Source organism: Burkholderia sp. AU45388, from assembly GCF_030481585.1.
In the GTDB taxonomy this organism is placed as follows: Bacteria; Pseudomonadota; Gammaproteobacteria; order Burkholderiales; family Burkholderiaceae; genus Burkholderia; species Burkholderia sola.
The window spans coordinates 209,256-234,428 of record NZ_JAUJPV010000002.1; the positions used below are offsets into that span (position 1 = coordinate 209,256).

Annotated in this window: 22 protein-coding genes; 8 read left to right on the plus strand and 14 right to left on the minus strand. The window is 67.7% G+C overall.

Annotation, left to right across the window (positions count from 1 at the left end; translation table 11 throughout):
- Nucleotides 1–55 precede the first annotated feature (55 nt).
- From QZM72_RS04835 to prpB, 5 genes are all read right to left on the minus strand, one after another.
- Complete coding sequence (locus QZM72_RS04835) at nucleotides 56–1,108, minus strand: CaiB/BaiF CoA-transferase family protein (RefSeq protein ID WP_301737359.1); 1,053 nt, start codon at nucleotides 1,106–1,108, stop codon at nucleotides 56–58.
- Between the two features lie 277 nt (nucleotides 1,109–1,385).
- A complete protein-coding gene (gene prpF, locus QZM72_RS04840; protein WP_301737360.1) occupies nucleotides 1,386–2,576 on the minus strand; it encodes a 2-methylaconitate cis-trans isomerase PrpF in 1,191 nt (396 codons plus the stop codon).
- A 26-nt stretch (nucleotides 2,577–2,602) separates the two neighbouring features.
- On the minus strand, nucleotides 2,603–5,197 hold the full coding sequence (gene acnD / locus QZM72_RS04845) for a Fe/S-dependent 2-methylisocitrate dehydratase AcnD (RefSeq protein ID WP_301737361.1): 2,595 nt from the start codon (nucleotides 5,195–5,197) through the stop codon (nucleotides 2,603–2,605).
- A gap of 82 nt (nucleotides 5,198–5,279) precedes the next feature.
- Entirely contained in the window at nucleotides 5,280–6,452 is a 1,173-nt protein-coding gene (gene prpC / locus QZM72_RS04850) for a 2-methylcitrate synthase (protein WP_089470801.1), read from the minus strand.
- A 39-nt stretch (nucleotides 6,453–6,491) separates the two neighbouring features.
- On the minus strand, nucleotides 6,492–7,385 hold the full coding sequence (prpB, locus tag QZM72_RS04855; RefSeq protein ID WP_006480320.1) for a methylisocitrate lyase: 894 nt from the start codon (nucleotides 7,383–7,385) through the stop codon (nucleotides 6,492–6,494).
- 169 nt (nucleotides 7,386–7,554) lie between these two features.
- Here prpB and prpR point away from each other — a divergent pair, with 169 nt between their 5' ends.
- Nucleotides 7,555–9,543: a propionate catabolism operon regulatory protein PrpR gene (prpR, locus tag QZM72_RS04860; protein ID WP_301737362.1), complete on the plus strand. Its 1,989-nt coding sequence runs from the start codon at nucleotides 7,555–7,557 to the stop codon at nucleotides 9,541–9,543.
- 15 nt (nucleotides 9,544–9,558) lie between these two features.
- Here the strand turns inward: prpR and QZM72_RS04865 are convergent, their stop codons facing one another.
- On the minus strand, nucleotides 9,559–10,218 hold the full coding sequence (locus QZM72_RS04865; protein WP_301737363.1) for an ABATE domain-containing protein: 660 nt from the start codon (nucleotides 10,216–10,218) through the stop codon (nucleotides 9,559–9,561).
- Between the two features lie 100 nt (nucleotides 10,219–10,318).
- Between QZM72_RS04865 and QZM72_RS04870 the strand changes: the two genes are divergently transcribed.
- Together QZM72_RS04870 and QZM72_RS04875 are read left to right on the plus strand one after the other, a co-directional pair.
- Complete coding sequence (locus QZM72_RS04870) at nucleotides 10,319–10,444, plus strand: hypothetical protein (RefSeq protein ID WP_301737364.1); 126 nt, start codon at nucleotides 10,319–10,321, stop codon at nucleotides 10,442–10,444.
- 26 nt (nucleotides 10,445–10,470) lie between these two features.
- Nucleotides 10,471–10,854 (plus strand): VOC family protein, encoded by a 384-nt coding sequence (locus QZM72_RS04875; protein WP_089470804.1) that lies wholly within the window; start codon nucleotides 10,471–10,473, stop codon nucleotides 10,852–10,854.
- Between the two features lie 189 nt (nucleotides 10,855–11,043).
- Here QZM72_RS04875 and QZM72_RS04880 read toward each other — a convergent pair whose 3' ends face one another.
- Nucleotides 11,044–11,892 carry an ureidoglycolate lyase gene (locus QZM72_RS04880; RefSeq protein ID WP_301737365.1) on the minus strand — a complete coding sequence of 283 codons (849 nt, stop codon included), beginning with the start codon at nucleotides 11,890–11,892 and terminating at the stop codon, nucleotides 11,044–11,046.
- Nucleotides 11,893–12,015: 123 nt separating this feature from the next.
- Between QZM72_RS04880 and QZM72_RS04885 the strand changes: the two genes are divergently transcribed.
- From QZM72_RS04885 to QZM72_RS04895, 3 genes are all read left to right on the plus strand, one after another.
- Nucleotides 12,016–12,378 (plus strand): hypothetical protein, encoded by a 363-nt coding sequence (locus QZM72_RS04885; protein WP_301737366.1) that lies wholly within the window; start codon nucleotides 12,016–12,018, stop codon nucleotides 12,376–12,378.
- A gap of 95 nt (nucleotides 12,379–12,473) precedes the next feature.
- Entirely contained in the window at nucleotides 12,474–13,295 is an 822-nt protein-coding gene (locus tag QZM72_RS04890) for an IclR family transcriptional regulator (RefSeq protein WP_089470806.1), read from the plus strand.
- A 177-nt stretch (nucleotides 13,296–13,472) separates the two neighbouring features.
- Nucleotides 13,473–14,024 (plus strand): hypothetical protein, encoded by a 552-nt coding sequence (locus tag QZM72_RS04895; RefSeq protein WP_006480314.1) that lies wholly within the window; start codon nucleotides 13,473–13,475, stop codon nucleotides 14,022–14,024.
- A gap of 653 nt (nucleotides 14,025–14,677) precedes the next feature.
- On the opposite strand, the gene QZM72_RS04900 is transcribed toward QZM72_RS04895, so the two are convergent.
- The 5 genes from QZM72_RS04900 to QZM72_RS04920 all read right to left on the minus strand — a co-directional run bounded on the left by QZM72_RS04900 (nucleotide 14,678) and on the right by QZM72_RS04920 (nucleotide 20,438).
- Nucleotides 14,678–17,035, minus strand: coding sequence for a GNAT family N-acetyltransferase (locus QZM72_RS04900; RefSeq protein WP_301737367.1), 2,358 nt, complete (start codon nucleotides 17,033–17,035; stop codon nucleotides 14,678–14,680).
- 581 nt (nucleotides 17,036–17,616) lie between these two features.
- Entirely contained in the window at nucleotides 17,617–17,922 is a 306-nt protein-coding gene (locus QZM72_RS04905; RefSeq protein ID WP_089470808.1) for an H-NS family nucleoid-associated regulatory protein, read from the minus strand.
- Between the two features lie 103 nt (nucleotides 17,923–18,025).
- Nucleotides 18,026–18,298: a hypothetical protein gene (locus QZM72_RS04910; protein ID WP_082741903.1), complete on the minus strand. Its 273-nt coding sequence runs from the start codon at nucleotides 18,296–18,298 to the stop codon at nucleotides 18,026–18,028.
- 61 nt (nucleotides 18,299–18,359) lie between these two features.
- On the minus strand, nucleotides 18,360–18,896 hold the full coding sequence (locus tag QZM72_RS04915) for a BON domain-containing protein (RefSeq protein WP_301737368.1): 537 nt from the start codon (nucleotides 18,894–18,896) through the stop codon (nucleotides 18,360–18,362).
- A 54-nt stretch (nucleotides 18,897–18,950) separates the two neighbouring features.
- Nucleotides 18,951–20,438, minus strand: coding sequence for a sigma-54-dependent Fis family transcriptional regulator (locus QZM72_RS04920; RefSeq protein WP_301737369.1), 1,488 nt, complete (start codon nucleotides 20,436–20,438; stop codon nucleotides 18,951–18,953).
- Between the two features lie 326 nt (nucleotides 20,439–20,764).
- Here QZM72_RS04920 and QZM72_RS04925 point away from each other — a divergent pair, with 326 nt between their 5' ends.
- On the plus strand, nucleotides 20,765–22,168 hold the full coding sequence (locus QZM72_RS04925) for a GntP family permease (protein ID WP_301737370.1): 1,404 nt from the start codon (nucleotides 20,765–20,767) through the stop codon (nucleotides 22,166–22,168).
- A 314-nt stretch (nucleotides 22,169–22,482) separates the two neighbouring features.
- Nucleotides 22,483–22,734 carry a DUF4148 domain-containing protein gene (locus tag QZM72_RS04930; RefSeq protein ID WP_301737371.1) on the plus strand — a complete coding sequence of 84 codons (252 nt, stop codon included), beginning with the start codon at nucleotides 22,483–22,485 and terminating at the stop codon, nucleotides 22,732–22,734.
- A gap of 39 nt (nucleotides 22,735–22,773) precedes the next feature.
- Here the strand turns inward: QZM72_RS04930 and QZM72_RS04935 are convergent, their stop codons facing one another.
- Together QZM72_RS04935 and QZM72_RS04940 are read right to left on the minus strand one after the other, a co-directional pair.
- Complete coding sequence (locus tag QZM72_RS04935) at nucleotides 22,774–24,369, minus strand: thioredoxin family protein (protein ID WP_301737372.1); 1,596 nt, start codon at nucleotides 24,367–24,369, stop codon at nucleotides 22,774–22,776.
- A gap of 250 nt (nucleotides 24,370–24,619) precedes the next feature.
- A complete protein-coding gene (locus tag QZM72_RS04940; RefSeq protein ID WP_301737373.1) occupies nucleotides 24,620–25,120 on the minus strand; it encodes a GNAT family N-acetyltransferase in 501 nt (166 codons plus the stop codon).
- Nucleotides 25,121–25,173 lie beyond the last annotated feature (53 nt).

Below are 25,173 nucleotides of genomic sequence, written 5' to 3' on the forward strand. Positions count from 1 at the left end.
CGGCCTGAACGGCCGGCGCCCAATATCGCGGCCGCCTGGCGCCTGAATCGCACCGCTAGGCCGCGTCATCCCCCGCCAACGGCAAGAACCGCGGCGCCACCCGTGCCCGCACGTTCCCGTGCTCATCCGTCCGATAGATCCCGCGCGCCACATTGTGCGGATGCACGGCCGCGTCGGCCACGCTCAGCACCGGCGCGAAGCACGCGTCAGTGCCTTCGAGCAGCGCGCGCCAGTGCGCGGACGGCTGCTGCGCGAACACCGCCGCGAAACGCGCCTTCAGCGCGGGCCAGCGCGCCCGGTCGTACTGCGACGCGGGATCGACGTCGGTCAGCCCGAGCCGTTCGACCAGCAGCGCATAGAACGGCGGCTCGAGCGCGCCGATCGTCACGCATTCGCCATCCGCGCAGCGATATACGTCGTAGAACGGCGCGTCGTGGAACAGGCTCGGCTGCGCACCGTCGAGCTGCCCGTTCGCGCGTGCCCACAACGCGAGCGAACCGAGCATCGACACGATGTCGACGATCGCGCCGTCGACCACCCGCCCCGGCCCGCCGCCGCGCACGTCGAGCAACGCGCAGACGATGCCGAACGCGAGCCCGAGCGCGCCGCCCGCATCGCCGACGACGGTCGGCGGCACGCCCGGCCGGCCGTCGCGCGGCGCGGACAACGACAGCAACCCGGTCAGCGCGACGTAGTTCAGGTCGTGCCCGGCCGCCGCCGCGAGCGGACCGTGCTGGCCCCAGCCCGTCATGCGCCCGTAGACGAGCTTCGGATTGCGGCGGGCGCAAGCGCCGGGCCCGAGGCCGAGCCGCTCCATCACCCCGGGCCGCAGCCCCTCGATCAGCGCATCGGCCTGCGCGATCAAATCGAGCGCGGCGTCCCGCCCGGCCGGCGCCTTCAGGTCGAGTTCGACGATCGTCTTGCCTTCGCGCAGCAAATCGCCGTCGCGGGCCCGCAGCGCGTCCGGGGCACTGGTGCGACCGGACGGACGCGCGATCAGCGTGATGCGCGCGCCCATGCCGGCGAGCATCCAGCCCGCGAGCGGGCCGGGGCCGAGACCTTCGAATTCGACGATGTGAATGCCGGAAAGCGGCCCATCGAGTGACATGCGATTCTCCTGTCGATCAGCGTTAGCGCTTTAGCGCTTACGCCGACCCCATGCTTCGCGGTCGGCCGGCGGCGGCGCTTTGGCGCTCACGCCGATTCCATGCCGCGCGATCGGCCGCCGTCCGTGCTGCGTGACGCACGCCGGCCCGGCGTCTGGCGTACCGGCATGCCTCCGTCACGCGTACGCCAAACGAAAAAAATCCCTGCGCGGCGGGTCCACTGCGCAGGGATCGCTCAAGCGTCAGTGGCGCCGGTTTGCACGCGCTCACCGCCATGCATCAGAACGCATCCCCCGGCACCCGCACCCAGCCTTCCATCAGCACGCGCGCGCTGCGGCTCATGATCGCCTTCGTGACGGTCCACTCGCCGTTCTCGTGCCGCGCTTGCGCGCCGACCCGCAGCGTGCCCGACGGATGGCCGAAGCGCACCGCGTTGCGTTCGCCGCCGCCCGCGGCCAGATTGACGAGCGTGCCGGGGATCGCCGCGGCCGTGCCGATCGCGACCGCCGCCGTGCCCATCATCGCGTGGTGCAGCTTGCCCATCGACATCGCGCGCACCAGCAGGTCGACGTCGCCCGCATTCACGCGCTTGCCGCTCGACGCGACGTAGTCGGCCGGCTTCGCGACGAACGCGATCTTCGGCGTGTGCTGCCGCGTCGCGATTTCGTCGAGCGTGTCGATCAGGCCCATGCGCAGCGCACCGTGCGCACGGATCGTCTCGAACTTCTCGAGCGCCTTCGGGTCGCCGTTGATCGCGTCCTGCAGCTCGGTGCCCGTGTACCCGATCGCTTCCGCGTCGACGAAGATCGTCGGGATGCCCGCGTTGATCATCGTCGCCTTCAGCGTGCCGATGCCCGGCACGGCCAGATCATCGACGAGGTTGCCGGTCGGGAACATCGACCCGCCCGCGCCTTCTTCCTCGGCGGCCGGGTCCATGAACTCCAGCTGCACTTCGGCGGCCGGAAACGTGACGCCGTCCAGTTCGAAGTCGCCCGTCTCCTGCACCGCGCCGTTTGTCATCGGCACATGGGCAATGATCGTCTTGCCGATGTTCGCCTGCCAGATCCGCACGGTCGCGACGCCGTCGCGCGGCACGCGCGCCGGATCGACGAGCCCGCCTCCGATCGCGAACGGGCCGACCGCCGCCGACAGGTTGCCGCAGTTGCCCGTCCAGTCGACGAATGCCTTGTCGATCGCGACCTGCCCGAACAGGTAGTCGACGTCGTGCCCCGGCCGCGTGCTTTTCGACACGATCACCGTCTTGCTGGTGGACGACGTCGCGCCGCCCATCCCGTCGATCTGCTTGCCGTACGGATCGGGGCTGCCGATCACGCGAAGCAGCAGCGCGTCGCGCGCGGCGCCCGGCGCCTGCGCGGCATCCGGCAGGTCCTGCAGCCGGAAGAACACGCCCTTGCTGGTGCCGCCGCGCATGTAGGTCGCGGGAATCCTGATTTGCGGAATGTGAGCCATGTTTGCGTTATCCCTGTGTGCGCCGGTCAGGCTGCCTGCGACGATTCGAGGAAGTCCTGCGCGAAACGCTGCAGCACGCCGCCCGCTTCGTAGATCGACACTTCCTCGGCCGTGTCGAGCCGGCACGTCATCGGCACCTCGACGCGCTCGCCGCTCTTGCGGTGAATCACGAGCGTCAGGTCGGCGCGCGGCGTGCGCTCGCCGATCACGTCGAAGGTTTCGGTGCCGTCGATGCCGAGCGTCGTCCGGTTGGTGCCCGGCTTGAACTCCAGCGGCAGCACGCCCATCCCGATCAGGTTCGTGCGGTGGATCCGCTCGAAGCCTTCGGCGGCGATCGCCTCGACGCCCGCGAGCCGCACGCCCTTCGCGGCCCAGTCGCGCGACGAACCCTGGCCGTAGTCGGCGCCGGCCACGACGATCAGCGGCTGCTTGCGATTCATGTACGTCTCGATCGCTTCCCACATCCGCATGACCTTGCCTTCCGGCTCGACACGCGCGAGCGAGCCCTTCTTCACCGCGCCGTCGACGACCGCCATCTCGTTGACGAGCGTCGGGTTCGCGAAGGTCGCGCGCTGCGCGGTCAGGTGGTCGCCGCGGTGCGTCGCGTACGAGTTGAAGTCCTCTTCCGGCAGGCCCATCTTCGCGAGATATTCGCCGGCCGCGCTGTTCGGCAGGATCGCGTTCGACGGCGACAGGTGGTCGGTCGTGATGTTGTCGCCGAGCACCGCGAGCGCCCGCATGCCCTTCAACGTGCGTTCGCCGGCCAGCGCGCCTTCCCAGTACGGCGGGCGGCGGATGTACGTGCTCTGCGCGCGCCAGTCGTACAGCGGCGCCGCGCGCTCGCCGGCGTCGGCGCTGCGCGCGAACATCGGCTCGTAGACCTTGCGGAACTGCTCGGGCTTCACGCTCGACGCGACGATCGCGTCGATCTCCTCGTCGGTCGGCCAGATGTCCTTCAGCGTGACGGGCTGGCCGTCCTGATCGTGGCCCAGCACGTCCTTCTCGATGTCGAAGCGGATCGTGCCGGCGATCGCGTACGCGACGACGAGCGGCGGCGACGCGAGGAACGCCTGCTTCGCATACGGATGAATGCGGCCGTCGAAGTTGCGGTTGCCGGACAGCACGGCCGTCGCGTACAGGTCGCGCTCGACGATCTCCTGCTGGATCTTCGGGTCGAGCGCGCCCGACATTCCGTTGCAGGTCGTGCATGCGAACGCGACGATGCCGAAGCCGAGCTTCTCGAGTTCCGGCAGCAGGTTCGCTTCTTCGAGATACAACTCGACCGCCTTCGAGCCGGGCGCGAGCGAACTCTTCACCCACGGCTTGCGCGTGAGGCCCTTCGCGTTCGCGTTGCGCGCGAGCAAGGCCGCGGCGATCACGTTGCGCGGATTGCTGGTGTTCGTGCAGCTCGTGATCGCGGCGATGATCACCGCGCCGTCGGGCATCTCGCCCGGCTTCTCTTCCCACTGGCCGGCGATCCCGCGCGCGGCGAGATCGGACGTCGGCAGCCGCTTGTGCGGATTCGACGGGCCGGCCATGTTGCGCACGACGCTCGACAGATCGAACGTCAGCGTGCGCTCGTATTGCGCGTTCGCGAGCGTATCGGCCCACAGGCCCGCCGCCTTCGCGTAAGTCTCGACGAGTTTCACCTGCTCGTCGCTGCGGCCGGTGAGGCGCAGGTAGTCGGTCGTCTGGCCGTCGATGAAGAACATCGCGGCCGTCGCGCCATACTCGGGCGCCATGTTCGAGATCGTCGCGCGATCGCCGAGCGTGAGGCTCGCCGCGCCTTCGCCACGGAACTCCAGATACGCGCCGACCACCTTCTCCTTGCGCAGGAACTCGGTCAGCGCGAGCACGACGTCGGTCGCGGTGATGCCCGGTTGACGCTTGCCGGTCAGCTCGACGCCGACGATGTCGGGCAGGCGCATCCACGACGCGCGGCCGAGCATCACGTTCTCGGCCTCCAGCCCGCCCACGCCGATCGCGATCACGCCGAGCGCGTCGACGTGCGGCGTGTGGCTGTCGGTGCCGACGCAGGTGTCCGGATAGGCGACGCCGTCCTGCACCTGGATCACCGGCGACATCTTCTCGAGGTTGATCTGGTGCATGATGCCGTTGCCCGGCGGGATCACGTCGACGTTCTCGAACGCCTTCTTCGTCCACTCGATGAAGTGGAAGCGATCCTCGTTGCGGCGATCCTCGATCGCGCGGTTCTTCGCGAACGCGTCCGGGTCGAAGCCGCCGCATTCGACGGCGAGCGAGTGGTCGACGATCAGTTGCACGGGCACGACCGGGTTCACCTTCGCCGGATCGCCGCCGCCGTCGGCGATCGCGTCGCGCAGGCCGGCGAGATCGACGAGCGCCGTCTGCCCGAGGATGTCGTGGCACACCACGCGCGCCGGGAACCACGGGAAATCGCGTTCGCGCTTGCGCTCGATGATCTGCTTCAGCGAATCGGCGAGGATCGCCGGATCGCAGCGGCGCACGAGGTTTTCGGCGAGCACGCGCGACGTGTACGGCAGCGTGTCGTACGCGCCGGGCGCGATCGCGTCGACCGCGGCGCGCGCGTCGAAATAGTCCAGCGACGTGCCGGGCAGGGGTTTGCGGTTGGCGGTATTCATGATGTGGGGCGGAATTCGGGGTAAGACGTGCCGCGCGTGCCGGCCGCCCGCATCGCGGGGCGCCGGCGTGCGCGGCGGGCGATCAGCGCTTCTCGATCGGCACGAATTGCAGATCTTCCGGACCGGTGTAGTTCGCGCTCGGGCGGATGATCTTGTTGTCGATGCGCTGCTCGATGATGTGCGCGCTCCAGCCCGACGTGCGCGAGATCACGAACAGCGGCGTGAACATCGCGGTCGGCACACCCATCATGTGATACGACACCGCGCTGAACCAGTCGAGGTTCGGGAACATCTTCTTCGCGTCCCACATCACCGATTCCAGGCGCTCGGCGATGTCGTACAGCTTGGTGTCGCCCGCTTCCTTCGACAGCTTGTGCGCGACGCCCTTGATCACCTTGTTGCGCGGATCGGAGATCGTGTAGACCGGGTGGCCGAAGCCGATCACGACTTCCTTGTTCTCGACGCGGCGGCGGATGTCGGCTTCGGCGTCGTCCGGCGAGCTGTAGCGGCTCTGGATCTCGTACGCGACTTCGTTCGCGCCGCCGTGCTTCGGCCCGCGCAGCGCGCCGATCGCGCCGGTGATCGCCGAGTAGATGTCCGAGCCCGTGCCCGCGATCACGCGGCCGGTGAACGTCGATGCGTTGAATTCGTGCTCCGCGTACAGGATCAGCGACGTGTGCATCGCCTCGACCCACGACTTCGACGGCGTCTTGCCGTGCAGCAGGTGCAGGAAGTGGCCGCCGATCGAGTCGTCGTCCGTTTCGGTCTCGATGCGCTTGCCGTTGTGCGAGAAGTGATACCAGTACAGCAGCATCGAGCCGAGCGACGCCATCAGGCGGTCGGCGATGTCGCGCGCGCCCGGCAGGTTGTGGTCGTCCTTCTCCGGCAGCACGGTACCGAGCACCGACACGCCGGTGCGCATCACGTCCATCGGGTGGGCCGACGCCGGGATCTGTTCGAGCGCGGCCTTCAGCGCGCTCGGCAGGCCGCGCAGCGCGCGCAGCTTGGTCTTGTAGGCAGCCAGTTCGGTCAGGTTCGGCAGCGTGCCGTGCACGAGCAGATGCGCGATTTCCTCGAATTCGCACGATTCGGCGACGTCGAGAATGTCGTAGCCGCGATAGTGCAGGTCGTTGCCGGTCTTGCCGACCGTGCACAGCGCCGTGTTGCCGGCCGTCACGCCCGACAGCGCCACCGACTTCTTCGGCTTGAATGCGCCTGCGGCGGCCGGTGCTGCTGCGTCTTTCGTCTCGCTCATGTTTTCTTTCTCCAATGGGTATCGGGGGTGCGGGCCGCGTTACTTCTTGCCCTGCGCGAACAGTTCGTCGAGCTTGCGCTCGTATTCGTGATAGCCGAGGAAGTCGTACAGCTCGGCGCGCGTCTGCATCGTCGGCACGGCCGCCTTCTGCGTGCCGTCGCGGCGCAGCGTCTCGTAGAAATTCAGCGCGGCCTTGTTCATCGCGCGATACGCGCCGCAGCAGTACAGCGCGATGTCGACGTTCGCCTCGCGCAGTTCGTCGACGGTGAACAACGGAGTCGAGCCGAACTCGGTCAGGTTCGCGAGGATCGGCACCTTCACGGCGGCCTTGAAGCGGCGGTAGTCGTCGAGCGTCTTCATCGCTTCCGGGAAGATCATGTCCGCGCCGGCCTCGACGTACGCGACCGCGCGCTCGATCGCCGAGTCGATCCCTTCCGCGGCGGCCGCATCGGTGCGCGCCATGATCACGAACTGGTCGTCGGTACGCGCATCGACCGCGGCCTTCACGCGATCGACCATTTCGTCGATCGGCACGACTTCCTTGCCCGGACGATGGCCGCAGCGCTTCTGGCCGACCTGGTCCTCGAGGTGCACGGCCGCGACGCCGGCGTTGATGAACGAGCGGACCGTGCGCGCGATGTTGAACGCGCCGCCCCAGCCCGTGTCGATGTCGACCAGCAGCGGCAGGTCGGTCGCGTTGGTGATCCGGGTCGCGTCGATCAGCACGTCTTCCATCGTGCTGATGCCGAGGTCGGGGATGCCGAGCGAGTTCGCGGCGACGCCGCCGCCCGACAGGTACACGGCCTTGAAGCCGACGGCCTGCGCCATCTTGGCTGCGTACGCGGTGATCGCGCCGACCACCTGCAGCGGCTGCTCGGCCGCGACTGCCGCGCGGAACTTCGCGCCGGCGCTCTGAAGATGCGTATTGCTCATGAACGGCCTCCTGATGGAATGCCTGATAACAGCAAGGACCGGGCCAGCTTGCGGAACGTCGCTAACCCACTGATTCTTAAGCCACCGCCGTGGGCGCGACATCGCCCGCTCATTTCAATTCCGCACTACATGTTTCAAAAATGAAATCACGCGCGCATAATCGGCCGTCATGGACCTCTCCTCGACCAAACCCGTCGGCCCGGCCGACCGCACGGTGCGCCCGCGCATCTGGGCGATGGGCATCAGCCGGCTGCGCGAGCTGTTTCGCGAGATCGCCGGCGAATTCGACGAACGCGCGGACGTGCGCATCGTCACGCGCGCCTATGAAGATGCGCTGAGCGCGATCGCGGAGGCCGGCACCGCGCGGCCCGACATGATCGTCGCGGCCGGCTCGAACGGCGGCTTCCTGAAAACGCGCGCGCCCGTGCCGGTGGTGGTCGTGTCGCCGACCGGCTTCGACGTGATGCAGGCGCTCGCTCGCGCGCGGCGCGATGCCACGCGAATCGCACTCGTGAGCGCCGGCGAGACGCCGCCCGAAGTGCGCCGCTTCGTCGCCGCGTACGGCCTCGACGTGCAGTTTGCGTCATATCAGTCCGCCCAGGAAGCGGAAGCCTGCGTGCACGACCTGCGCGATCGCGGCATCGAAACGATCGTCGGCCCGGGCCTCGTCACCGATCTCGCGGCCAGCGTCGGCATGGGCGCGGTATTCCTGTATTCGCATGCGTCGGTGCGCAAGGCCGTCGAGACGGCGCTCGAAGTCGCGTATGCGACGCACGCCGAGGCCTTCCGCCGCCAGCGGCTCGACACGCTGCTGCAGCATCTGCGCGACGGCGTGGTCGCGCTCGATGCGCACGGCCGCGTCGAGGCGATCAACGAGCGGCTCGCGTCGGCGCTCGGGGTCGAACCCGCGGCGGCCGTCGGCCGCGCGCTCGTCGACCTGCGGCCCGAACTCCGCACGCTGCGCGGCGAGGACGGCGACGCGCTCGCGACCGTGCGCGGCGTGCGCTACGTCGTGCATCGCGGGCCGCTGGTCGATCGCGGCGTCACGTCGGGCAGCGTGCTGACGTTCCAGGAATCGCGCGCGGTCGAACGGCTCGATCGCGCGTTGCGCTCGCAGCCGACCACGCAGCAGTTCGCCGCGCGCTACGCGCTCGACGACGTGGTCGGCGCATCCACGCCGATGACGCGCGTGCGCGAGCTCGTGCGCCGCTACGCGAAATCCGACGCGACCGTGCTCGTGCTCGGCGAAAGCGGCACCGGCAAGGAAATGATCGCGCAGAGCCTGCACGCGTTGTCGGCGCGGCGCAGCTATCCGTTCGTCGCGGTCAACTGCGGCGCGTTTCCGGAAGCGCTGCTCGAGAGCGAGCTGTTCGGCTATGAGGAAGGCGCGTTCACCGGCGCGCGGCGCGGCGGCAAGACCGGCCTGTTCGAGGCCGCGCACCGCGGCACGCTGTTTCTCGACGAGATCGGCGAGATGCCGCCGTCGCTGCAGAGCCGGCTGCTGCGCGTGCTGCAGGAGCGCGAGGTGATCCGCCTCGGCTCGACCGAGCCGATCCGCATCGACGTGCGCGTGATCGCCGCGACGCACCGGCCGCTGCTCGCGGCCGTCGAAGCCGGCACGTTCCGCGCGGATCTCTATTACCGGCTCAACATCCTGAATATCGGCCTGCCGCCGCTGCGCGAGCGCGCGGCCGACATCCCCGCGCTCGCGGCGACGCTGCTCGTGCAGGCCGCGCGCCGCGAGCCGCGTCTCGCCGACCGCATGCGCGATGCCGACGACGCGCTGCGCGTGCTCGCCGCGACGCTCGCGACGCTCGCGCGCTACCGCTGGCCCGGCAACGTGCGCGAACTGCAGAACGTGGTCGAGCGGATCGCGGTGGAGCTGGCCGAGGAAGTCGACGAAAACGATCCGGCCGCCGCGTGCGCGGCGCTCGCCCCCGACGCGCTGCAAGTGATCGCGCCCGAGCTGTTCGCCGCGCCGCCCGATGCGGCCGGCGCCGCCGACGACGATGCACGTACGCTTCAGGCGCGCCGCCGTCGCGCGGAAGCCGACGAGATCCGCGCGGTGCTCGACGCGTGCGGCGGCGACCGCGACCGCGCCTGCGCGATGCTCGGCATCAGCAAGACGACGCTGTGGCGGAAGTTGTCGGCGAAATAGGTCCCGCCCGCGCCGTCATTCGGCCTTGTGATAGTGGCGATACGCCTTCGCGCGATTGCCGCACGACGACATCGAGCACCAGCGGCGGCTGCCGTTCTTGCTGTCGTCGATGAAGAGCCACTGGCATGCGTCGTTCGCACAGCGCTTGACCTTCGCGAGCCGCGCGCCGCCGAGCAGGTCGATCGCCGACCACAGCACCGGGCTCAACAGCCCTGCGAGCGTCGCATCCGACGTGTCGATCCGCCACGCATAGCGGCCGTCGACGCGCGCCAGCGCAACGCGTGGCGACGCTTGCGCGAGGAAGCCGCCGAGCAGCGCGAGGTCGTCGGGTTGCGGCTCGCGCTGCTCCGCCTGTGCGTGAAAGAGCCGGTATAGCGTCTCGCGCAACGCGAGTGCGCGCGCCAGCATCGCCGGCTCGTCCCCTCTCTCTTCCCCTTTCTCCTCGTCGGGCACGCGACATGCGTCGACGAGGCCGGCCGGTACGCCCGCCTGCTCGCGGCACCACGCGAACAGGTCGTCGAGCGTGCCGAAGGTTTCCGTCGGCGGTTCGCTGCCGCGCCAATACAGCGTGTTCGCGAAATCGAGGCTCAACGTTTCGGGCGGTGCCGGGACCAGACAGTCCGTAGTGACGGAAGGTTGCGTTTTGTTCATGACGCGATCGTATCTAACCACCATGCCGGTTGACAAGCGCCTGAGCGATTTCTAAGATAACCGGCATGATGGTTAAAAAACACATTGGCTGCACCGAAGCCCCCTTCAACCCAAGGAGACACAGATGATCGATCGCTTTTCGTTCGGCGTTATCCACACCGCCGCTGGCCGCAGGTACGACGACGGCACGCCCGGCGCGCTTCGCTACAGGCGGCTGACAGGGTGCCTGTCGGCCGGTTTGCCGCACTGACGTCCCCTCAGTTCAAGGAGCCACAGATGATCGACCATCTTTCGTTCGGCGTTGCCCACATCGACCGCAGCCGCACCTTTTACGACAGCGCGCTCGGCGCACTCGGCTACAAGCGTCTGTATAGCGACGACGGCGCCCTCGGCTACGGCACGACCGAGCCCGAGTTGTGGTTGCAGCACGCGGCCCGGCCTGTCGTCGCCGATCCGGATTCGGGGTTGCACCTGTCGTTCAAGGCCGCGTCGCCGCTCGAGGTCGACGCGTTCTACCGCGCCGCGCTCGAGCACGGCGGCAAGGACAACGGCGGGCCCGGCAAGCGCGAGCACTACGGCCCCGGCTATTACGCGGCGTTCGTCGTCGATCCCGACGGGTATCGGCTCGAAGCGCATTGCGAACTCGACAACGTCGTGTGATTCGCTTCGCACGGACGGGCACGAACGACAAGAACCCGATTCCGCCTCGCGGGGAATCGGGTTCTTGGTGGTTGGCTATATCGCGGCTTTTTCGCGTTGATCACCGTCGGCGGTCATGCCGACGAGTCGGGCAACATGGCCAGCGTGCAGGTGGCCGCATCCTCCGGTCAGCCCGCGCCGCTCAAGCGCCTATTGCGCGTTGCGCGTGCGCTGCAACTGCTCGCCGAGTCCTTCAATCCCGAGACGCACCATCTGACCGGCCTTCAGGTATACCGGCGATGGCTTGATACCCATGCCGACGCCCGGCGGCGTACCGGTCGTGATCACGTCGCCCGGTTGCAGCGTCATGCAGGTCGACAGATACGCGATCAGCTGCGCGACGGTAAACACCATCGTGCGCGTGTTGCCGTTCTGATAACGATGGCCGTCGATCTCGAGCCACAGGTCGAGACGCTGCGGATCGGGCACTTCGTCGCGCGTGACGAGCCACGGGCCGATCGGGCCGAACGTGTCGAAGCCCTTGCCCTTGTCCCACTGGCCGCCGCGCTCGATCTGCCATTCGCGCTCGGATACGTCGTTGACGACGCAATAGCCCGCGACGTAATCGAGCGCGCGCGCTTCGTCGACGTCCTTGCATTTCGCGCCGATCACGACGCCCAACTCGACTTCCCAGTCGGTCTTGACCGAACCCTTCGGGATGTCGATGCCGTCGTTCGGGCCGCAGATCGAACTCGTCCACTTGCCGAACACGACCGGCTCCTTCGGCACCGGCATGCCGGCTTCGGCTGCATGGTCGGCATAGTTCAGGCCGATGCCGATGAACTTGCCGACTTGGCCGACGCATGCACCGATGCGCGACTCGCCGGACACGAGCGGCAGCGTGGCCGGATCGATCGCGCGCAGCCGCGCGAGACCCGCGTCGGACAGCACATCGCCGGCAAGGTCGGGCACATGCGCGGACAGGTCGCGAATCCGGCCGGCCGCGTCGAGGATGCCGGGCTTTTCCTGGCCGGACGGGCCATAGCGAAGCAGTTTCATCGTGCTTAACCTCTGTTGTCGAATGAGACAGGATACCGGCCGACGCGGCCTTTCACAGCCACGCGCCGGACTGATCGTCGATCGCCGATTACACGCGTCGGCGCCGCGTGCGGCATGCCGCCGATGCGCAAGCGTCGCACGGGCGCAGCGATCGTGGCGCCGCACGGCAGTACGGCGCGCATCGAACGGGCGGCCGCCGGTCTGCGCATCGGCGACGGCGGCCCGCCAGCCTTTGTACCATCGGCCGCGCGCCGTGAAATGACACGCGACGGATACCGACTATTGGTGCGACTGCCGAAGCTGCGGCGCAACACGCGCCGCATCCACGTCGATCCGCCGGCCGTCATTCGCAGGAGTGCCTGCCATCGGGGCATGAATACTGGCTATTCGGGGTGCCCCTGTCATCGAAAACGTTTGCCCATCCGTTCTTGTCACGTAATGATCGGTAAAAAGACGCTGCATTGCACACTATATGTTTATTGCTAAGCTCGTACGGATGGCTTTCATTGCCATACGCTGAGCAGAACCGGCCAGCGTGCGTCGCCACCGATCGACGGTAATCCCCCAACTTCACACCGACAATGCAGACAACCAACGACCCGCTTCCCGGCTGCGACGCACGGGAATCGATGGCCGCTCTTGATCGCTACCGCGCACCCGCGCTCGACAAGGGCCTCGACATTCTCGAACTCCTGTCCGAGCAGAAGGAAGGACTCACCCGCACCGAAATCACGAAGGAACTCGGCCGCAATGCGAGCGAAATCTACCGGATGCTCGAACGCCTCGTCGCACGCCGCTATGTGATGCGTTCGACCGGCGGCGACCGCTACACGCTCAGCCTCAAGCTGTTCGCCCTTGCGCACCGGCATCCGCCGATGAACCGGCTGATCGCCGAGGCGCTGCCGCCGATGCAGCGCTTCGCCGATGCCGCCGAGCAGTCGTGCCACCTGTCCGTCTACGATCGCGGCAACCTGCTCGTGATCGCCCAAGTGGACGGGCCCGGCCCATGGGGCGTGTCGGTCCGGCTCGGCTCGCGAGTCGGCCTCGCCGACACGGCGTCGGGACGGATGATGCTGGCATTCCAGAGCGCCGAGCAACGCGCGCACATGCTGGCCGAGCATCGCAAGGTCAAGGGCGAGGCGCCGCTGAACGAGCAGGAGCTCGCGAATGCGTGCCAGTCGATCCGGCAGTCCGGCTACCTGCGCCAGGACAGCCGCCAGGCGTACGGCGTGACCGACCTGACCGCGCCGCTCCTCGGTCCGGCCGGCCATGCGATCGCGGTGCTGACGTGCCCGTACATGCGCCGGATCGATGCGCACCTGGCGCCGTCCGTCGACGTGGTCGTCGACGCCCTGCGCGACACGGCTGCCCGTCTGTCGATGTGCCGCACCGAAACCTGCTGACACACGCGGGTTCCCGGCAACGCGCACGGGCCACGGCGCGGCGGCGCCGGCTCCGGTTGTGCGCGACGCCCGTGCGACGCCCGATGCGCGATGCCGCATCGGGCGCCCGCGGCGCTACGCTAGAATAGCGGCCCTCTCAAAAACTACGGCGGCCGGTTGTCGCGGCCGTCGTGTCCGATGGATGTCATGGCCAAACTTCTGAACGATCAAGAATTCCAGCGTTTCTCCGAACTTCAGCAGAAGCAGGCAAGCTTCACGATCACGCCCGAGGAAGCGGACGAGCTGCGCGACATCGTCGCGCGCGCGCAGAAGAAGCGCGACGATCGTGCCGCCGCGATGCAGGCGATCGAGAACTACATCGAGCAGTTCGACATCACGCCTGACGAACTCTTCTCGCCCGAGCAGATCGGCGACGCGGCGCGCACCTACGGGCTCATCACGGCGACCAAGAAGGAACGCACGCTGCCGCCGTCGATCACGTTCAACGGCAAGCCGTACCAGTGGACCAAGACGCTTCCGGACGACGTGCGCGGCGCACTGTTCGATGCGTTCACGTCCGGCGAGTCGGTCAAGCGCTTCATCGCGATGCCGAAAGACACCGCGCGCTGTGCGTTGACGATCGCCCGCCTCGAGCGCGAAACCGGCGCGGTCTATGCCGATCCGCACCTCGAGGAACTCGCGATTTCGCGCGACCAGGTGAACGACGCGGCATCGAAACTCGCTGCGTGAATGTGATCGCGGGCATGGTTCCTGCGTGCCCGCACCCAGCCGTCATGCCGGCACTGGCCGGCGCCGCGCCCGCGGGAGCCGTGCGTTCGCATGCTCCCGAAAAAGCTCACCTCGGCGTCCCGCAAGCACTCACCGCAGCCTCCCGAAAAGTCTCACCGCAGACTCCTGGAGACGCTCACTGATGTCTCCCGAACGTCCTCACCGATTGCTCCCGCAAGCGCTCACCGAGGCGTCCCGGAAAGGCTCACCGGCCTCTCCCGCAGGGGCTCACCGACCCTTCCCGGGAAGGCTCACCGAACACTCCCGTATCGGCTCACCACACTGCCCTGTAAAAGCTCACCCGCCGTTCCCGAAAAGTCTCACCTTGGGGACGGCCTTGAATTGGCAAGCCCGGAATGCGGCCACGAACCTGTACACGCACATCGATTGAAGCGGCTGCGGAAGGTGACCATCGCAGCACGCTGCATGCGTCTCCGGGCACCGTGCGTGCGTCGCGATATCGCCGCAATCGACAGATCCGACATGTTGGCCGTGGATTCAGTGCGAAGACCTCTGTGGCGTTATTTGCATTCCTCACTGAAATCGCGGCATGGCGGCACATTGCAACATCGACGCCATGCGCTGCCCTCAAGCGTCGAACCACGGACCGACACCTACGGCTGCAGCTTCATCCTGAAACCCACGACGCCGGGCTCCTCCGTCGTCGATACCGCAAACCCGCAAGCTTTTGCGAGCGAGATCATCGCCGAGTTCTCGCGCAGCGCCTCGCCGACCATCCATGCGGTGCCGCGCGCGCGTGCGTAGTCGATGATGCGGGTCATCATCAGCCGGCCGAGCCCCTTGCCCTTTTGATCGGGCCGTACCGCGATCGCGAACTCCGCCGTATCGTTGTCGGGATCCGCGACCGCACGCACCACCGCGAGCGTGTGGTCGCGCCCGGACACATCGGTGAACGACACGATGAAAGCCATTTCGCGGTCATAGTCGATCTGCGTCATGCGCGCCACCTGCGAATGATCGAAGCTGCGCACCGCGCCGAAGAAACGCATTCGCAGATCTTCCGGCGTCATCGCACCGAGCAGTTCGTTGTGGGCGGCCTCGTCCTCCGGACGAATCGGACGGATCGTCACCGTCTCGCCACGCCACTCGAGCGTCTGCTCGAGATGCCGAGGATACGGCATGATCGCGAGCCGGCTGCGCCCCGAAGCCAGCGTGATGCGCGGCGCGATCACCGATGCGCGGTCGGACAGCACGCGCAGCGTGACCGACATCGCGACCACTTCGCGTACGTCGCAGACGACCTGCGACAGTGCCGTCAGCGCGTCGAGCGTCGGCTCGACGCGCGTGCTGCGCGCATACGGCGAGCGCTCCATCACCGCGCGGGCGAGCACCGTGTTCAGCGGCGGCAGGCCGTAGACGACGAACGGCGCCGATACGCCATCGGCCGGCGGCACGGCATAGCGAAACACCGGACCGAAGTTCGAATCGTCGTACATGTCGACCGTGATATCGACGACCTTCTTGCCGGCGGGCTCGTTGGACTGCTCGCCCTCCAGACCGAAACGGGACAGCCAGCGCAGCGCGTCTTCGCCGGCCAGTTCATGCTGACCGGCTTCGACCAGGCGGCGTGCATCGGCCTGGGCGGACGCGACGCACTCGGCCGGCTGCAGCGGCGTGCCCTCCGGCGTCTGCATCAACAACTGGCGCCCGAGGTTGTAGTCGACGAGACGCGCATACGCGCGTGCGAGCCGCTGCGGCGTCGTGTGTACCGGAATGCCGTTCGCGTGCAGCGCATCGCGCGTCGCCGCGTCGACCGCGCCGAAGAAACACGCGAGGATGCCGCGATGCGCGTACTGCCGCGAATCGATCAGCGTGCGCGCGACCGACTCGGCCGGTGCACTGTGCGAAGTGGAATGAACGACGAACAGCGTGCCCGTCTGCGGAAACGGGGCGAGCGCCTTGATCGCCGCGGCGAAGTGCTCGGGACGCGCATCGTCGCCCAGCGTGAGCGGATTGCCGGGCGCCCCGAGATGCGGCAGCGCGACCGCGACGGCCGACGTTGCCGCGGGTGACCAGTCGGTCAGCACGTCGCGCACGTCGGCCACCGCATCGACCGCCAGTTTCGCCACGCCCGCATCGCTCGTCACGAGCGTCGCCGCGCCCCGCGCGGTGACGCGACCGACGCCGAGCGTCTCGATTTCGTCGAGCAGATCGTCGAGCGCATCGACACGCACCATGCCCGCGCGCTGGAACGCCGCCGTGTAGAGCGCGTCGCCGGGATCGGCACGGCCGGTGCGCAACGCGAGCACCGGCTTGTTGCGCGCGGCCGCGCGCGCCGCCGACATGAACTTGCGCGCCGCGCGCACGGTATCGAGCTCGAGCAGGATCGCACGCGTGCCGGGATCGCTGGCCAGATAGTCGAGGACGTCGCCCGCATCGACATCGGATTCGCCGCCGAGCGCGACGACATGCGAAAAGCCGAGGCCCCGCGCATCGGCCCAGCCGAGCACCGCGTTCGTCAGCGCATTCGATTGCGACACCCACGCGACGCCGCCCGATCGCGCCGTATAGGCAGGCGCGCCGAAATGCGCATGCCGCGCGGGCGACAACACGCCGAGGCTGCCGGGCCCGACGATACGGAGCACGAACGGCTTCGCCGCCTTCAGCGTGCGATCGACCGCGGCGCGATCGGCATCGGTGCGCGCCTCGCCGACGATCACCGCGACGCGCGTGCCGAGCTCGCCGAGCTTGCGCACGATGCCGGCCCAGGTCGCGGGCGGCGTGCAGATCACGGCAACCGACGGCGGCGCGGGCAGCCGGTCGACATCGGACACGACCGCATGCCCGTCCAGCTCGCGATATTTCGGATTGACCGGCCACACGGGCCCCTGGAACGCGCCGTCGAGCACACGCGACCACACCATCGCGCCGATACTGCCGGCGCGCGACGACGCGCCGACGACCGCAACGGACTTGGGCTGGAACAACGCATCGAGATGGCGAACGGTCACATCGGCTCCCTGCGGTGACGAAAGACGGCACGATCGGCATGCGGCCGGGCGGGCCGTGCGCCGATCGACGCGAACCCCAAGCATAGGCGAAGCGCTTGCGACTGCCTATATGCCGAACGGCCGACTATGCGACGGGCGTCAACGCCCGCACCATGGACCTGCAATACATGCGGCCCGGCATCGCAGCGCCGCATGCACGAGGCACGCAATGCGGCACGACGCTGCAGCCGCCTTCTCAAAGGTGAGGATTTACAGGAGCCATGGTGAGTATCTTCGGGAATCGCACGACACACCGCATCAGCATGAGAAAGGTGATGAAAATCCGCGTCATGCATGCACCGCGGAAATCGCGCATGCTACTGCGCATGCATTGCGCCATTACGCGGTTGTTTCCGGGAATTACCCGCAACATGCAACCGGATCGAGGCGAATTCGCGAAACGGGATCCGTTAATTGCGCGGCATTGCACTTCAATTCGTCGGGGAAAATCGCGTGACGATTACGCGAAAACAAAACGGTGCGAAGGCCGCATGGCCGTTCGCACCGTCGGTCGGCGCACGAAAGGTGAGTATTTTCGGGAGTTAGTCCTTGATCAGGAAACGTCCGCGATTCTTGCCGAGCCATGCCGGCGCGCGCCCGCGGCCACTCCACGTTTCGCCCGTCTTCGGGTTCAGGTACTTCGGCGGCAACGTGCGCTTGGGCTTCGCTGCCGCAGTGGCGGCGGCCGATCCTGCGGGGCGAAAACCGAGCTCTTCGGGCGTAATGTCGTATTCGTCGATTTTCGCGCGGATATGCGCGATCGCGTCGGCAATCGCCTTTTCACGTTCCTTGTCGATCTTTTGCTGAAGCCGTTCGAGCTGCGCGCTCAGTTGCCTGTAGGTCGCCATATGGATGGGACTCCATGAGTGTTATTCGTGAAAAACAAGTGACTCAAAGCAAACAGAAAAGCGCTTCGCCCGATCGTGGTCTCCCCAGCCGGTCATTTCGGGATCAATAACCGCTTTTCTTCTTGCACGCGAAGAGAAGATTTCGCACGGCGTCATCCGTCGATTGCTGGATCACGTCGAAATCTCCGTTGCACATGGCCCGGGCATTGTCCGTGCAATTGCTCCAGTCGCTGCCAGTGCATTGCACCTGAGTGGTCGGGCGCCCGTCCGACGTGAACAGCGGGGCACTGCCACCGCACCCGCCGAGCCCTGCAACCAGAGCCAACATCACGGCCGCCCGAGGCCACCGACAGACCGACGCAAGCATGTGTTTCATTGTTCTTCCCGTCAACCTTTTTTTGAATGTCGCGAGTATGCCATGGGCTGCCCTTCGGCCGTCAGTCCGGCGCGCGCTCGGGTTGCCCGCGCGCCTTGTACGGCAAGCGCTTGCGCGGATCATCCGTGATGCGAACGAAAACCTGCTCGACGTCCGGAAGCGCCTCGAATTCGCGTTGCAGCGCATGGCGATCGAGCGTCGTGTCCGCGCATCCTTCGACGTAGATGAAACGTCGCTGCACGGTGATCCACAGGCTCGTGCCGCGCAGACGATCGGAGCCGGCGAAGCGGGCCTTCGCCGCATCGGCGATCGACGCGTCATACATATACGAGTTCGGCTTCGTGCAGCGATGGGCGAGCCAGCAGGTCGTGCCGCGTTCGGCGCGGTAGTGCGCATCGTCGGTCATCTCAGCGCGCGTCATCCACGGGCCGAGCGGCAACGGGCATTCGGCCACGTCCTGCGACAGCGCGACGAACGGATCGTTGTACCAGTTGCGCCGCGCATCAGGTGCGTCGGGCGCGTCGGTGTTGTCGGCCTGCGCGAGCGCGGCGCTCGTCAGCAACATGGTCAACCACCCTGCGAAGCCGATCCGCTTCATCGTGACCTCCTGTTCGATGGGTTACATCGGGCCGCATCGGCGTCGCCGATCGACCTACCGGTCGATACCGAGCGCCGCCAGTTTCTTGTACAGCGTCGCGCGGCCGATGCCGATGCGCGCGGCCGCTTCAATGACCTTGCCGTCACAGGCCGCCAGCGCATCGGTCAGGAACTGGCGCTCCCACGCCGCCAGCGCATCGGCATACGAAGCGACCGGCGCACCGGAGGCCGCCGCCGCATCGCCCGCGCGCTGCTCGGCCGGCGCCGCCGCAACCCGCTGCGCCGGCACCGCGCTGTCCGGCGAGATGCGCACCGGCCCGAGAAACGGCGCGAGCGCGCGCGCATCGATCACCGAACGGTCCGACAGCATCAGCGCGCGTTCGAGCGTATTGCGCAACTCGCGCACGTTGCCGGGCCACGGGTACGCGCACAGCATCCGCAGCGCATCGTCGGTCAGCTCGCAGTGCGCGGCGCGCCCGTGCTGCGCGGCCAGTTCCTCGAGCGCCGCGTAGACGAGCGCCGCGATGTCGGATGCGCGTTCGCGCAACGGCGGCGCATGGATCGTCAGCACGTTCAGCCGGTAATAGAGATCCGCGCGGAAACGCCCTGCCGCCACCAGCGCCGGCAGGTCGGCCGACGTGGCGGCGATGATGCGCACGTCCGCGCGCACGATCCGGTTCGAGCCGACGGGCTCGAACTCCTTGTCCTGCAGCACGCGCAGCAGCTTGCCCTGCAACGGCAGCGGCATGTCGCCGATCTCATCGAGAAACAGCGTGCCGCGATCGGCCAGCTCGAACTTGCCGACGCGGCCCTTGCGATCGGCGCCGGTGTACGCGCCGGGCGCCGCGCCGAAGAATTCGGTTTCGAGCAGCGTGTCGGGAATCGCGGCGACGTTGACGGTCACGAGCGGCTGGAGCGCACGCGCCGACGCCGCGTGAATCGCGTGAGCCAGCAGCTCCTTGCCGGTGCCCGTCTCGCCGAGCAGCAGCACCGGCGAATCGACCTGCGCCGCGCGGCGCGCCTGGCGCTTGGTCTCGAGGCTCGCGGCGCTCGTGCCGACGAAGCTCGCGAACGTGTATTTCGCGCGGCGCGCCTGCGCGAGCGAGCGCTGCGTCGCGATCAGTTGCTGCTGAAGCTGCGCATAGCGGGAAAAAATCGGCGTGAGCGTCTTCAACTGATCGAACAGCGCGAAGCCGATCGCGCCGACCGTCTCGCCGGCCTCGTTCTTCAACGGCAGGCGCGTGACGACGAGCGGCTCGCGGCCCGTCTCCATGATGTCGAGCAGGATCGGCTGGCCGGTCGATACGACCTCGCGCATCAGGCTGTTCGGGATCACGGCCTCGCAGTCGAGGCCGACGGCCTGCTGCGGATCGGCGAATCCGAAGCGCGCCGCGTAACGCTCGTTCATCCACACGACGCGCGCGTCGCGATCGACGACCACCGTGCCCGCGCTCGAATCCTCGAAGGTCCGGAACAGCGACTCGGCAGCGCGCCGCAGCACGTCGCCGTAGTTGACGGGCAGGCGGGCCCAGTCGTTCATCATCGTGTCGTCGTCTCCCTATATTGTCGACCGGATGTCTCCGGAACGAGACGGATTATCTCACTCTGGAGACACGCCGCAATGCGTTATCCGGGAAAGCCCTGCACGATTTCGTGGGTTGGCCGGATGGCCGAAACGTCTCCAGATGGAGACGTTTTATGTAGAATCGTCACACCTGGACCGGCGCGGGCCCGCCGGCCGCCGGCGGCCCCATGCCCTGCGGCGCACGCCGGCCGATGGCACGAAACCTGCACGAACCTGAGCCGGTCCGCGGCGCATCGCGCGATCGAACAACAACCAAAGCCATTCCAAGCTTTTAGGAGACTCCCTTGTCTTTCGTGATCGTCCTCGCCGCGCTGGCGTTCCTGATGTTCGCCGCGTATCGCGGCTACAGCGTGATCCTGTTCGCACCGATCGCCGCGCTCGGCGCGGTGCTCCTGACCGAACCCGCCGCCGTCGCACCCGTCTTTTCCGGCATCTTCATGGAGAAGATGGTCGGCTTCGTCAAACTGTATTTCCCGGTCTTCATGCTCGGCGCCGTATTCGGCAAGGTGATCGAACTGTCCGGGTTCTCCGAGTCCATCGTCCATGCGGCGATCCGCTACATCGGCCGCTCGCGCGCGAATGCGGTGATCGTCGCGGTGTGCGCGCTGCTCACCTATGGCGGCGTCTCGCTGTTCGTCGTGGTGTTCGCGGTCTATCCGTTCGCGGCCGAACTCTATCGTCAGAGCAACATCCCGAAACGGCTGATGCCCGGCGCGATCGCGCTCGGCGCGTTCTCGTTCACGATGGATTCGCTGCCCGGCACGCCGCAGATCCAGAACATCATCCCGACCACGTTCTTCAAGACGACCGCGTGGGCCGCGCCCGCGCTCGGCACGATCGGCTCGCTGTTCATCATCGTCGTCGGCCTCACCTATCTCGAATGGCGCCGCCGTTCCGCGATGGCGAAGGGCGAAGGCTACGGCACGTCGCTCGTCAACGAGCCGGAGCGCGTCGAGGCGAAGGCGCTGCCGCATCCCGCGCTGGCGATCCTGCCGCTGATCCTCGTCGGCGTGTCGAACTTCGCGTTCACGAAGCTGATCCCGCAGTGGTACGGCGCCGCGTCGTATACGGTCGCGCCGGAAGTGCTGCCGGGCGTGCACGCGCCGGTCACCACGTCGATCAAGACGGTCGTCGCGATCTGGTCGGTCGAGGCCGCGCTGCTGCTCGGTATCGTGCTGGTCGTGCTGACCGCGTTCAAGCGCGTCAGCGGCCGCTTCGCGGCCGGCTCGAAGGCCGCCGTCGCCGGCGCGCTGCTCGCCGCGATGAACACCGCGTCGGAATACGGCTTCGGCGGCGTGATCGCCGCGCTGCCGGGCTTTCTCGTCGTCAGCGATGCGCTGAAGAGCATCCCGAACCCGCTCGTCAACGCGGCCGTATCGGTCAGCTCGCTCGCGGGCATCACGGGGTCGGCGTCCGGCGGCATGAGCATCGCGCTCGCCGCGATGTCGGACCTGTTCATCAAGGGCGCGCAGGCCGCCAACATCCCGATGGAGGTGCTGCACCGGGTCGTCGCGATGGCGAGCGGCGGCATGGACACGCTGCCGCACAACGGCGCGGTCATCACGCTGCTCGCGGTCACGGGCCTCACGCACCGCGAGTCGTATCGCGACATCTTCGCGGTCACCGTCATCAAGACGCTCGCGGTGTTCTTCGTGATCGCCGTGTACTACGCGACCGGGCTCGTGTAAGCGTCGGCATCCAGGCGGCACTTCATACGCCGCACGCCGTCGCCTTTCAAGATCGGACCGCATGCGCACCGGAAAGAATTCCGGAATGCGCATCCGGTCCGATTTCATTTCCGTGCCCGCCGATTCAATACGTCGGCGGGCATCCGGGCCGTCACTCGACCGCGCCCCAAACCCATTGTTACCCGCAGCAAAACACTGCGTTGGCCGCGATCGCATTTTTCGCGCGCCCGCCGCGGCCTACACTGGTTTCAACGTCGCACGGCGCTTCGACGAACGAAGCGCTGCGATTCACCGGAATCGTGGAGGTCCCGATCATGAAGCGCCTGATCCAAGCCGTTGCCCTCGCCCTGGCCGTCTCGGCCCCGTTCGCCGCACAGGCCCAGTCGAACCCACCGCTCACGCGCGCGCAGGTTCACGCCGAGGTCAAGGCGCTCAAGCAGGCCGGCTTCCAGTCGAGCGACTGGTTCTACCCGGCCAGCATCGTATCCGCCGAAGCGAAGATCGCCCGCGAGCATGACGCCGGATACGGCAGCGATCGCGGCGCATCGTCGGAGTGGGGCCGGTAATCCGTCGTCCAGGCCGCCCGACGATCCTTCCCCGCCCCGTTACGCCTTCACGGGCTGAATCAGCTTCGCGCACGCGGCCGCCTGCGGATCGCCGGCAGGCAGCTTGCCGCACACGCCGTCGAACTGCCTGACGACCGACCGAACCGACGCATCGTGCGCGCCGCTGCCGCGCCAGCGGTTCAGCTGCGTGACGACCTTGGTCAGCGCGCGCAGGTTCGCGCCGTAGAACGCGTCCCGGGTCTTGCCGGCCTGCGCGAGCACGCTGGCCGCAATCCCTTCGATGCGCGCCGAATCGTCCGGCGCCAGTTCGACCGCGTTCGCGAAATAAGTCGCGCCCCAGCGCAGCTTCGTCGCCGGCCCGCTCGCCGCGTCGTACGCCTTGCGATACCAGTCGAGCGCGGCCGCCTTGTCGCCGCGCGCCTTCGCGTTCGCGGCCAGTCCCGACATGAAGTAATACGGCGTGGACGAACGCGGCAACTCGGCCTTCAGCAACGCATCCGATTCGTCGTACAGCCCCGCGTCGGTCAGCGTGTCCGCGCCTTCGCTCACGAGCGCCTGCCGCTCGTACGCGTTCGCCGCGCCCTGCACCGACGCGGCGATCTGCTTGCGCGCGGTGTCGGCCAGCGCCGGCGCGGCAGGCGGTGCGCCGTTGCGCGCGTCGCCGCGCGCGAGCAGCACGCGACCGTGCAGCGCCATCAGCCGGTCGATCGACGACAGCGTGGTATCGGTCGACAGGCGCGCGAGCGCCGTGTCGTACGCGCCGCGCAACTTCGTGCGCTGCGCGTCGTCGCGGCCGAGATACGCGACCACGCGCGCGGGCGCCGCGACCAGCACGTCCGAATCGGCCCGCGACAGCGCCGCATCATGCAGCACCGTGCGCAGCGAATCGGCGAGCGCGGCCTTGTCGAGCGCGCCGGCCTGCGTCGGGTCGTCCGACGCGGCAACCACCGCCGACTTCAGCGCGAAGCGCGCCGATTCGGCTTTCGCACCGGCCGCTCGCGCGCGTTGCGCGAGCGACTGCAGCGTCTGCGCGACACGATCGGCCGGCACCGGCAGCGCGCCGTCGGTATCCCATGAATAGTCGGCCAGCAGGCGCCATTCGTCCGGCGTCAGCGCCGCGCCGTTCTTCAGCGCGGTCGCGAGCGTCTGCCGCACCGGGTGCGCGGCCGTCATCCCGAGCGACAGCGCCTGCATGTAGCGGTCGAGATCGGCTTCGCCGGGCAGCCGCGTCACTTCGGTGCCGTCGGGGCGGAACAGGATCATCGTCGGATAGCCGTGCACCTTGAAACGCTCGCCGAGCTTCTGCGCGCTTTCGGTATCGCCGTCGAGATACACGGGCACGAAGAACGACGAACGCGTCTTGAATGCCTGCTGGCTGAAGATCGTCGACTTCACCTGGTTGCACGACGGGCACCATACCGCGCCCCAGTACAGCAGCAGCGGCTTGCCCTCGCGCTTCGCGAGCGCGAACGCGGCATCGACGTCGCCGTGTTGCCACGTGATGCCGGGCGGCAGATGCGCACCGCCGGACGATGCGCTCGTCGCCGGGGCGCCCGCGGGCGTGGCGGCGGCAAGCGCCGCACCGGCGGCAACGAACAGGCAGGCGGCGGCGAGATTGCGGAGAACGGTTTTCATCGAAGCGGGTTCCGTTGAAAAGACGGTTTCAGGGCGATGCCGCGCACGCAACGAGGGCCGTGAAGCGATGACGATGAGGCCAGCCGACATGCAGCGCCGCGCATGCATCGATACGGAAAAGCGAAGCCGGCCGCGGCGACCGGCAAATCGTTCGACGATACGACGGGTACAGCCGAAGGAAAACGAACGAATTCTCGATTGGATATGACGCGCGGCAGCGTATGCCGTCACGTCCGCGACGGCCGGCCTTTCATTGCCGCGCCTTGATCCGGGCCATGTGATACACGGACGCGTGCACGCCGTCGCGCAATGCGTAATCCGGCGATTCGCCCTCGATACGGAAACCGTGTTTCTCGTAGAGCGCGATCGCCGCGCGGTTGTCGGTGAACACGGTCAGCTCGAGACGCGTGACGTTCAGCCAGTTCTCCGCGAGATCGATCGCGGCCGCGAGCAGCCGGCCGCCGATGCCGCGCCCGTGACGGGCCGCGTCGACCATCATGCCGAGCGCCGCCGCGTGGCGCCGGCGCGGATTCGGCTCGGGATGCAGGCCGAGATGGCCAACCACCGTACCGTCGATTTCGGCGACGAGGCTCACGCCGTGCTCGCGTATGGTGTCGAGCCGCTTCCGCCATTTTTCGAGCGACGGAAACGGCTGCTGCAACGTATTCATGTACACCGCGGGATGCGCGGCGATTTGCCGGATCGCGTCGACGTCGTGCGTCTCGCTGTGCCGGATCCTGATATCGGTCATGGGTGGGCCGGTTCCGAAAAGTCGCGCCGAAAGCGCGGGCTGCGCAGGCGCGC